The sequence below is a fragment of the Pseudacidovorax sp. 1753 genome, from assembly GCF_040544975.1.
In the GTDB taxonomy this organism is placed as follows: Bacteria; Pseudomonadota; Gammaproteobacteria; order Burkholderiales; family Burkholderiaceae_C; genus Xenophilus.
This window is the reverse complement of record NZ_JBEPKY010000045.1, coordinates 1-10874: the sequence shown is the minus strand read 5'-3', so window position 1 is coordinate 10874 and position 10874 is coordinate 1. Positions and strand designations below refer to the sequence as shown.

General features: G+C 69.2%; 4 protein-coding genes. 2 read left to right on the top strand and 2 right to left on the bottom strand.

From position 1 onward, the window contains the following. The coding region (locus ABIC63_RS29645; RefSeq protein ID WP_354322429.1) for a cadherin-like domain-containing protein at positions 1–5553 on the top strand (5553 nt) is incomplete at its 5' end. Positions 5554–5706: 153 nt separating this feature from the next. On the opposite strand, the gene ABIC63_RS29640 is transcribed toward ABIC63_RS29645, so the two are convergent. Both ABIC63_RS29640 and ABIC63_RS29635 read right to left on the bottom strand, forming a co-directional pair. Further along, positions 5707–7803, bottom strand: coding sequence for a bifunctional diguanylate cyclase/phosphodiesterase (locus ABIC63_RS29640; protein ID WP_354322428.1), 2097 nt, complete (start codon positions 7801–7803; stop codon positions 5707–5709). A gap of 70 nt (positions 7804–7873) precedes the next feature. After that, entirely contained in the window at positions 7874–8584 is a 711-nt protein-coding gene (locus ABIC63_RS29635) for a transglutaminase-like cysteine peptidase (RefSeq protein ID WP_294369854.1), read from the bottom strand. Positions 8585–8831: 247 nt separating this feature from the next. Between ABIC63_RS29635 and ABIC63_RS29630 the strand changes: the two genes are divergently transcribed. Further along, positions 8832–10721, top strand: coding sequence for a TolC family outer membrane protein (locus tag ABIC63_RS29630; RefSeq protein ID WP_294369849.1), 1890 nt, complete (start codon positions 8832–8834; stop codon positions 10719–10721). Positions 10722–10874: the final 153 nt, after the last annotated feature.

The window sequence follows — 10874 nt, the reverse complement described above, 5'->3', positions numbered from 1 at the left end:
ACGCCCAACAAGGACTACAACGGCAACCTGAGCTTCACGTACACGGCGACGGATGGCCGCACGCCGGTGACGGCGACGGTCAATGTCGAGGTCACGCCCGTCAACGACGCGCCCAAGGCGGTGGACGACGCGGTCAACACCGCCGAGGACACGCCGATCTCCATCCCGGTGCTGCGCAACGACACCGACGTGGACGGCGACACGCTGAGCATCATCGGCTTCACGCAGCCCTCGCACGGCACCGTGACGCTGGGCGCGGACGGCAACCCGGTCTACACCCCCAGCCTCGACTACAACGGCGCCGACAGCTTCACCTACACCATCAGCGACGGCAACGGCGGCACCTCCACCGCGACCGTGTCCATCACCGTGGGCGGCGTCAATGACGCACCCGTGGCGGTGGCCGACACCAACATCACCAGCGAAGATCTGGTGCTCAAGGTGGGCACGGTGGGCGGCGTGCTGGCCAACGACCGCGACGAGGACGGCGACACGCTGTCGGTGGTCAAGGTCGGCTTCAACGGCACCTCGGTCGATGCCGGCAATCCGATCCAGGGCCAGTGGGGCACGCTGACCATCAATGCCGATGGCAGCTACACCTATGCGCCCAATGCAGCCGCGCAAGGCCTGGACGATGGCGAGAGCGCCAAGGACGTCTTCAGCTACACGGTCACGGATCCTTCGGGCGCCACCTCGACCACGACGCTGACGCTCACGGTGACGGGCGCCAATGACGCTCCCGTGGCGGTGGACGATTCGGCCACGACGCCGGAAGACACGGCCGTGACCATCAGCGTGCTGGCCAACGACACCGACGTGGACGGCGAAGCACTGAACGTGACGCAGATCGACGGGAAGGCTGCCACGGTCGGCCAGGCCATCGCGGTCGAGCACGGCACCGCCACGCTCAATGCCAACGGCACCATCACCTTCAACCCCGATGCGGGCTACAACGGTCCGGCCAGCTTCACCTACACGGTGAGCGACGGCACGGCACGCGACATCGCCACCGTCAACATCGTGGTGGACAGCGTGAACGATCCACCGAACGCGCTGGACAACGTGGTCACGGGCTTCGAGGACGCACCGCTGACCTTCGATCCGCGCTCCAACGACGTGGATCCCGATGGCGATGCGCTGAGCATCACGGCGATCAACGGACAGCCCATCGCGGTCGGCACGCCGGTGACCCTGAAGGACGGCGTGCTGAGCCTGAACACCGACGGCACGCTCACCTTCACGCCCAACAAGGACTTCAACGGCAAGGTCGACTTCCAGTACACGGTGGACGACGGCCGCGGCGGCACCGACACCGCCAAGGTGACGATGAACATCACGCCGGTGAACGATCCGCCGGTGCCCACCGACGTGCCCAACGTGCCGGGCCAGAGCTTCGATCCGACGACCAAGAACTACAGCCTGGTCACGCCCGAGGACACGCCGATCAGCGGCAAGGTGGCCGCCACCGACGTGGACGGCGACACGCTGACCTTCGCCAAGAGCAGCGACCCGGCGCATGGCACGGTCACCGTCAACGCCGACGGCAGCTACACCTACACGCCCAGCCAGGACTACAACGGCAAGGACAGCTTCACCGTGACGGTGAGCGACGGCAACGGCGGCACGGCGACATCGACGGTGTTCATCACCGTCACGCCGGTCAACGATGCGCCCACCGCGCCGAACTACAGCCTGACCACGCCGGAAGACACGCCCATCAGCGGTAAGGTCGTGGGCAGCGACGTGGACGGCGACACGCTCGGCTACACCAAGGGCAGCGATCCGAAGAACGGCACCGTGGTGGTCAATGCCGACGGCAGCTACACCTACACCCCGGGCAAGGACTACAACGGCAGCGACAGCTTCACGGTGACGGTGAGCGACGGCAACGGTGGCACCGCCACCTCGACCGTGACCATCGGCGTCACGCCGACCAACGACGCGCCCACGGTACCCAACTACGAGCTGACGACCCAGGAAGACAAGCCGGTCAGTGGCAAGGTGGTGGGCAGCGATGTGGACGGCGACACGCTGAGCTACACCAAGGGCAGCGATCCGGCCCATGGCAGCGTCACCGTCAACGCCGATGGCACCTTCACCTACAACCCGGGCAAGGACTACAACGGCAGCGACAGCTTCACCGTGACGGTCAGCGACGGCAAGGGCGGCACGGCCACCTCGACGGTGACCATCGGCATCGACCCGGTCAACGACAACCCGGTGCTGCCGACCAGCTACGCCGTGTCGACCCCCGAGGACACGCCCGTCACCGGCAAGGTGGTGGCTACCGACGTGGATGGCGACAACCTCAGCTATGCCAAGGGCAGCAACCCGGCGCATGGCACGGTGGTCGTCAACGCCGACGGCAGCTACACGTACACGCCCACCAAGGACTACGCCGGCAACGACAGCTTCACCGTCACGGTGAGCGACGGCGCAGGCGGCACGGCCACCACGACGGTGAACGTGGCCATCGCGCCGGTGGCGGACACGCCCGCAGTGACGGTCGACCTGGGAACGCCGGTGGCCACGCAAGTGACGGTGACCAGCCAGAACGCAGGCTCGACCGACCAGGGCTTCAAGGTCACGGCCACCAAGCTGGACGGCACGCCGGGCACCATCAGCTTCATCAATGGTGGCGGCGTGGTGGGCTTCGGCGTGGCCGGTGCCGCCAGCAACGGTGCCGACACCGAGCTGGGCTACCAGTCCGGCAAGTCCGAGAAACTGTCCATCGCCTTCGACCAGGCGGCCTCCAGCGCGACGCTGACCTTCTCGTACCTGAACCCGACCGAGCACGCCAGCTACACGCTGTACGACGCAGCCGGCCGTGTGATCGGCGGCGGCGTGGTGACGGGCGTGACCGACCTGATCGATCCCTCGATCACGGTCAAGAGCGACACCGGCGCGCTGATCAGCCGCATCGACTTCGCCGCGCCCGGTACCAACGACGACTACGTGCTCAACAAGGTCAGCTACGTGGTGGGCGAGACGGTGCCGGTGACGGTCTCCGTCACGCCGAGCGACGTGGACAACTCCGAGTTCGTCAGCGGCGTGGTGCTGCGCGTGCCTGCGGGGGCGACGCTGTCGGCCGGCACGGCCAATGCCGATGGCACCTGGACGCTGCCGCTCACGAGCAATGGCGGCTACACGGTGAACGTCGATCCGGTGACCCATGCGGTGACCATCACCGGCCTGACCCTGTCGGTGCCGGCCTCGTACACCGGCGACCTCTCCGTCACGGCCGTGGCCACCGTGTATGACACGGTGCCGACGGCCACCACCACCGGCACCGGCAGCGACACCGAGACCAATGCGCCCATCGTTGCCTACGACGACGTCGGCAGGGTCAAGAGCGGTGCGACCCTGACCGTCTCCGCGGCCAACGGCGTGATCCAGAGCGGCGCCGATGCCGGCGGCAAGGACGTGGGCACCGGCCTGGTGGTCACCGGCGTGCACACCGGCGGAGACGCGACCAGCGTGGCCTCCACCGCCACCGCCGCGCCCGGCCAGACGCTGACCGGCCAGTACGGCAAGCTCACGCTCAATGCCGACGGCAGCTACACCTACGTGGCCGACAACGCCAGCGGCCTGCCGAGCAACAAGACGGTGACGGACACCTTCACCTACACCGTCACCGGCGAAGCCGGCAAGACCGAGACGGCGCAACTGGTGATCTCCATCGGCGGCACCAACAACGCGCCCACCATCCAGGCGGGTGCCGTGGCGGCCGTCTCGGAAGAGGGCCTGCCGGGCGGCATCCCCGACACCACGGGCAACACCGACACCACCAACGCACGCACCGCGACGGGCAACGTGGTGATCGGCGACATCGACGGCGACACGCTGGCGGTGACGCTGGTGGCGCCTACGACGGCCCTCACCTCGGGTGGCCAGGCCATCGTCTGGACCGGCGCCGGCACGCAGGAGCTGATCGGCCACATCGGCAGCGCCACGGGCACCGAGGCCATCCGCGTCGCCATCGGCAACGACGGCGCCTACACCGTCACGCTGAGCAAGCCGCTCGACCAGCCTGTCAAGGGCCAGGAGGACGTGAGTCAGTTCAACGTGGGCGTGCGCGTGAGCGACGGGGCCGCCGCCACCACCGGCAGCCTGACGGTGCGCGTGGAGGACGACAGCCCCGTGGCCGCCAACAGCACCGCCACCGGCTTCGTGCGCGCGGACAGCATCAGCATCAACTCGCTGCAGGGCGGCTGGATCAACCCGGTGTTCGACAACGGCACGCGCCAGACCAGCCAGTCCAACACCGACAACGACAGCCTGATCGACAAGATCAGCTGGGGCACGCCGGCCAGCGGCAGCGGCCAGTCGGGCTACACGCTGGTGGACAACATCGGCTACACCAGCGCCACGGGCACCGCCATCAAGGCTGGCACGCCCTTCAAGCTGGCCGACTTCACGCACGACAACTGGCCCATCAACAGCGGTTCGTCCACGCTGGACAAGGTCACGATGACCATGTCCGCCAACGTGGTGATCAACGGCGTGGTGACGGCGGTGAGCTTCAACGTGCTGTTCGACCACACCGAGACGCCCAACGGCAACGATCCCGTGGCCTCGCGCGACATCATCAGCCTGCCGGCGCAGGATGTGATCGTGCAGGTGGGCATCCAGAGCTACACCTTCCGGGTGGAGGGCTTCAAGGATGCCAGCGGCAACCTGGTCAACACGATCTACACCGACGAGCAGGCCAGCAACACCTACAGCCTGTGGGGCAGCATCAGCTCGACCGATGCGCTGCCGCACATCACCGGCCAGGTGGATGCGCAGGCGGGCGCCGACGGGCTGGCCAGCGTGAGCTGGGGCGACCTGACGAGCCAGTACGGCACGATGAAGGCCAATGCCGACGGCACCTACGACTTCGAGGTCAACCGCGCCACCCGCGACACGCTGGCCCCGGGACAGTCGGTGACGCAGAACTTCAGCTACACCGTGACCGACAAGGACGGCGACACCGCCACCTCGACGGTGACGATCAGGATCGAGGCGCCGTCCGAGATCCAGCTGACGACCACCACCGGCCAGGACTACACGGGCACCGACCATGGCGACCGCATCGTGGGCAGCACCGGCAACGACGTCATCAACGGCGGTGCCGGCGACGACTCGATCCGCGGCGGCGACGGTGCGGACACGATCCGCGGCGGCTCGGGCAACGACGTGCTGACCGGCGGCGCCGGTGCCGACACCTTCGTGTGGAAGCTGGGCGACCAAGGCACGTCGGCCACGCCGGCGCGCGACATCGTCACGGACTTCGGCACGGCCTCCAAGGCCAACGGTGGCGACGTGCTCGACCTGCGCGACCTGCTCCAGGGCGAGAACCACAACAGCGGCATCGGCAACCTCGGCAGCTTCCTGCACTTCAGCAAGTCGGGCAGCGACACGGTGATCGACGTGAAGCACGACGGCGCGGCCGGCGGTGCGGTGACCCAGCAGATCGTGCTGAGCAACGTGGACCTGACGGCCAACAACTCGCTCACCGACGCGGCCATCATCCAGAACCTGCTGAACCAGGGCAAGCTGATCACCGACTGATCGGCGAAGGCCCCAAGCAAGGCAGCCCCCTCGCGGGGGCTGCTTTTTTTTGCGAGACGCGCGGGTGCGCTCGGATGCCTGGACGGTCGTGCGCGCAGCGCTTGCGCGGCCTGGCCGCGTCGCCGCCCGGTCCGACGTTTTAGGGGGTCGGATTCAGCGGTTGAGGTAGCGCGTGACGGCCGGCCCGGTCACGCCGCCGATGCCGAGGCCGGCCAGCGCGCGCCATTGACCGGCCGAGGACACCTGCTCGGCATAGGCCTCCACGCCCAGGCCGCGTGCCACTTCCACCATGGCCTGCACCAGGCGGCGGTAGCCCTCGCTGCTTTCCACGCTGGCCACGAAGGAGCCGTCGATCTTCAGGTAGTGCAACTGCAGCTCGTGCAACCGCGGCAGCAGCGCGAGCTGGCGGCCGAAATGCTCCACACCCAGGCGGCAGCCGTGGCGGGCCAGCACCTGGGCGAGCATGGCCAGGGCGTCCACATGCTCTTCGAGCCCGCGCTCGCTCAGCTCGAAGGACAGCCAGTTGCATTCGGCCGGATGGCTGCGCAGCAGCGTGTCCAGCCTCGGCAGGAAGCTGGGCTCCAGCAGCGAGCGCGGCGAGAGGTTGACCGCCAGCGGCCCGGGCTGGCGCTGCAGGCTGTCCAGGGCCAGGCGGGTGGCGATCAGGTCGCATTCCTGCACCCAGCCCAGGCGCAGTGCGGCGGGCATGAACTGGCCGGCCGACAGCAGCGCGCTGCCTTCGGGCGCATCGGGCGGGGGCGTCATGCGCAGCATGGCCTCGTGGTGGATCAGCCGGCCATCGGTCTGGCACACGGGATAGAAGACCAGCGTGAAGCGCTGCTCCTGCAGGGCCTGTTGCAGCAGGTTGTCCCAGCCGCTTTCGCCGATCACCGGCACCTCGCTGCCGGGCTCCGCCGCCTCGGCGATGCCGCGCACGGCGCCCTCGGCCTGCATCAGGGCGGCGTCCAGCCGTGCCATCACCTCACCCGGGCTTTCGCCGCGGTGCCAGTGGCCGTGCGCGACATCGACCTGGGCAGCCGGCAGGCGTGCCCCGGCGTCGGTCCAGCCCGAGGCTGGCGCGCCCGGCGCCGGCTCGCCGATCGCCAGCGTGCCGAAGTCGCTGGGCAGGGCGCCGAATCCGGTAGGCAGGGGCGCGAAGCCGGAGGCGGGCGGTGCGAAGGCGCTCGACAGGTCGCCGTCGCGCGCATCCTGCAGCGACAGCACGGCGGCATGGGCCCGGCGTGCGAGTTCGGCCCGCTCGGCCGCGCTGCCACCGGGCCAGAGGTAGGCGAAGTCGGCCCCGTTCAGGCGGGCCAGCACCCGGTCGCCTTCGGCCGGCAGCACGCCGGAGAGCGCCTTGGCCACAGCGGCCAGCCAGCGGTCCGCGCGCTCGCGGCCGATCTGCCGGTTCAGCGCCATCAGGTTGCCCACGCGCAGCAGCAGCAGGCCGCCGGCCGGGTCCTCGGCCTCGTCGTCCAGGGCATTGCGCAGCGCGCCCATGAAGAACTCGCGGTTGGGCAGGCGGCTGACCGGGTCGCGCGTGGCTTCGGCATGCAGGCGGCGGATCTGGGCCGCCTGCTCGGTGAACATGGCATGCACCCGCGCCACCATGCGGTTGAGTGCGCGCGCCATGCTGCGCAGCTCGGTCACACGCGGCTCCTCGATGGTGTGGAACTGGCCGTTGCCCACCGCATCGGCCTGGTCGGCCATGTGCTTGAGGGGCCGGCGCAACCAGCGCACCAGGGCCGTGATGCCCATGCCCCACAGCAGGCCCGTGAGGGCCAGCAGGGCGCCCAGCAGCAGCGTGCCGCGCCAGAGGGCCACATAGGCGTACTGGGTGCTGGCGATCACCCTTACCCGGCCGGCCTGCTGCCAGCCGTTGCTCACCAGCGCCTCGCCCGGCGTGGCCTGCAGCGGCAGCAGGTGGGTGAACCAGGCCGGCACGTCCGCCCCCGGTTGCACGGTGCCGCGGTTGCGGTCGACGACGACCTGGCCCTTCACGTCGGTGTAGCGCACCTGCTGGAAGTGGCCGCTGTCGAACAGGGCATTGACCAGGGTCTCGGCCATGGCCGGGTCGTCGCCCTGCTGCGAGATGGACATGGCCAGCGAGACGGCCGCGTCCGCCCCCTGCGCGAGCAGTTGCTGCTGCAGGTACAGCCGCGAGGTGGCGATGCTGACGGCCCAGGTGCCCAGCAGCACCGCGAACATGGCCAGCAGCACGCTGAGCCAGAGTCGTCTCAAGAGGGACACGGGATTTCTCCTTGGAGGGGACGGGGCCGGGCGCGGTGGCCGCAACCGGCGCCGGCAGGGCAGGGGAAGGTCATGGGATCGAGCCCTCGGCCCGCATGCGCGCGAGCACGTCGCGCCAGCGGGTGAGCCGGTCCACCGGGTGGCTGGCGGTGTTGCCGGGCCCGGCAAAGATGCCTTCGGCGTTGAAGCTGAAGACGGGCGTGAGGTCGGGGCGCGAGCTGGCCGGCATGATGCTGGAGACCAGGCTGTCGAGCACCAGCGGCATGGCCTCGGGCGTGGCGTAGTAGCTGAGCACCATGTGCGCCTGTGTGGCGCCGCCCACGCGGGCGCGTACATAGGTCAGGCGCAGTCGCTCCTCGGGCACGCCCATGGCGCGCAGGGTGAAGTACTTGCCGATGACGTAGTCCTCGCAGTCGCCGCGGCCGCGGCCCAGGGTCTCGACGGGCGTCGCCCAGTAGTCCTCCTGGCCCCAGATCTCCATGTCCTCGCCGAAGCGCACCGCACGGTTCCAGTGCTCGTTCACGCGGCGCAGCTTCTCGCGTTCGTCGAGCTGGGCGGCACTGTCCACCAGCGTGCGCCAGGCCGTGAAGGCCTGCTGGCCCCAGGCGCCGTAGCGCTGGACCATGGTGCGCTCCATGAGCGCCGCGTCCCAGGCGCGGACGCCGACCGGGCCGCCCAGCGCCAGCAGCACGGCCAGGAGCAGTGCGACCCATGTCCGGCGACCCGCCACGGGCGGCGTGCGCGGGCCGGGCAACAGGGCGAAGAAGAGTTGCGTAAACACGACAGGCCGCGTGCGAGGGGGGAGGCGGAATGGCGTCCTTCAGCGGCCCAGTGCGGAAAAGTTCCGAATGTAAGCGAAGTGTTGCAACATTCTTAACCGATCTGTTACCGATACGTAGAATAATTTATTAGATTGATGCAGTTGGCCTGCCCAGTTGCGCGGCGCGTGCGAACAAAGCCTGACAACAACCAGACACGCGCCATCTTTTTTTACAAATCCACTCGGGACCTTGATTGATCGTATGTCCATGCTGACCTTCCGCCCCGTTGCCGTGGCCGCCCTGTTGGCCTGCAGTGTCGCCGTCGCCCAGACGCCTGCCACTTCGGCGCCCGCGCCGATGCCCGCGGCGGCGCCTTCGGCTGCTGCGACCGCGCTGCCCCCGGCCTCGCTGGGCGATGCCGTCGGCCTGGCCATCAGCCGCAATCCCGAGGTGCTGGCCCGCCTGCGCATGTACCAGGCGTCCGACGCCGAACAGGCGGTGGCGCGCAGCGCGCTGCGCCCGCAGGTGGACCTGCAGGCCTTCACCGGCTATCAGAGCAGCCGCATCAGCGGCAACGACAGCCAGAGCTACAGCCGCCCCGGCGCCAACCTGCAGCTGCGTCAGACCCTGTTCGACGGCGGCGCCGCGTCCAGCGACACGCGCCGTGCCGGCTTTGCCAAGCTGAGCCGCTATTACGACTACCTGGCCGCCAGCGACGAGATCGCGCTGCAGGCCGTGCAGGCCTACATCGACGTGGCCCGCTACCGCGAGCTGGAGCGCCTGGCTGCCGACAACTGGGGCTTCCACAACGAGACGCGCGAGCAGCTCGACCGTCGGGCCTCGGCCGGCGTGGGCAAGCGTGTGGATCTGGAGCTGTCCCAGGGCCGCGCAGCCCTGTCGCAGTCGAACTGGCTGACCGACAGCGCCAACCTGCACGACGTGACCCAGCGCTTCCAGCGCCTGGTGGGCCAGCTGCCCGCGGCCCAGCTGGCGCCGGTGCCCGAGACCTCGGCCAACCTGCCGCCTGCCCAGCAGGTGCTGAACGAGGCCATGCGCCGCAACCCGGGCTTCCTGTCGGCCGTGTCGGGCATCCGCGCCGCCCGCGCCGACCTGGATGTGCGCACCGCCGCCAAGTCGCCCACCGTGGCCTTCGTGGCGCAGACCGGCACCGACAAGCAGCTGTCGGGCCTGGACACCGTGCAGCGTGTGCAGAACAGTTCGGTGCAGGTGGTGCTGAACTACAACCTGTACCGCGGCGGTGCCGACGATGCCCGCGCTCGTGCGGCACAGGAAAACTTCTACGCGGCGCAGGACCAGCGCGACCTGGCCTGCCGCAACATCCGCCAGACCGCCACCATCGCCTACAACGACCTGCGCCGCCTGCGCGAGCAGCTCAATTACCTGGAGCAGCACCAGCTGTCCAGCGAGAAGGCGCGCGAGGCCTTCCGCCAGCAGTTCGACATCGGCCAGCGCTCGCTGCTGGACTTGCTGGACACCGAGAACGAGGTGTTCCAGGCCCGTCGCGCGGTGGTGAACGCCCGCTACGACTACCTGCTGGCCGGCTACCGCGTGCTGCAGCAGACCAACGGCCTGCTGCCCGCCATGAACCAGAAGCCGCTGATGGTCGATGCGCCCGAGGTGCCCGAGGGCGGCCAGGCCGAGGACGAGGCCGTGCTGTGCAGCACCGAGATGACGCCGCCGCAGGTGCTGGACACCGCGGCCGTGGTGGCCTCCCGGCCGCCGCTGCAGCCCACGCCGGGCCAGACCTCGCCTGCACCGCGCCCGCTGCCGGTGCCGGCACAGACCACGCCCGACACGTCCGGCGTGGCGTCCACGGTGCAGGCCTGGGCCCGCACCTGGTCGGCCAAGGACCTGAACAACTACATGGCCTTCTATTCGAGCAGCTTCCGTCCGCAGCAGGGCAGCGTGGAGGCCTGGAAGTCGCTGCGCAGCTCGCGCGTGACCAAGGCCGGCCCGATCAGCGTGACGGTGGAGGACCTGCAGGTGCGCGCGGACGGCGCCAATGCCGCCCAGGCGTCCTTCAAGCAGACCTACCGCTCCAGCGACTACAACGACGTGGTCAACAAGACGCTGCGCTTCGTGCGCGAAGGCCAGGCCTGGAAGATCCAGTCCGAGGTCGCCACGCCAGCGCGCTGACAACGTGGCCCCTGCCGAGGGGCCTGCGGCAGGACGACGGGCCCTTCGGGGCCCGTTTTCTTTGTGCGCCCAGCATGGGCGCACTCTTGCGGGTGCAAGTCCCGCCGTAAGTTGATCACGACGAACGAAGTGAAGCGCAACTGCACGAGGGCG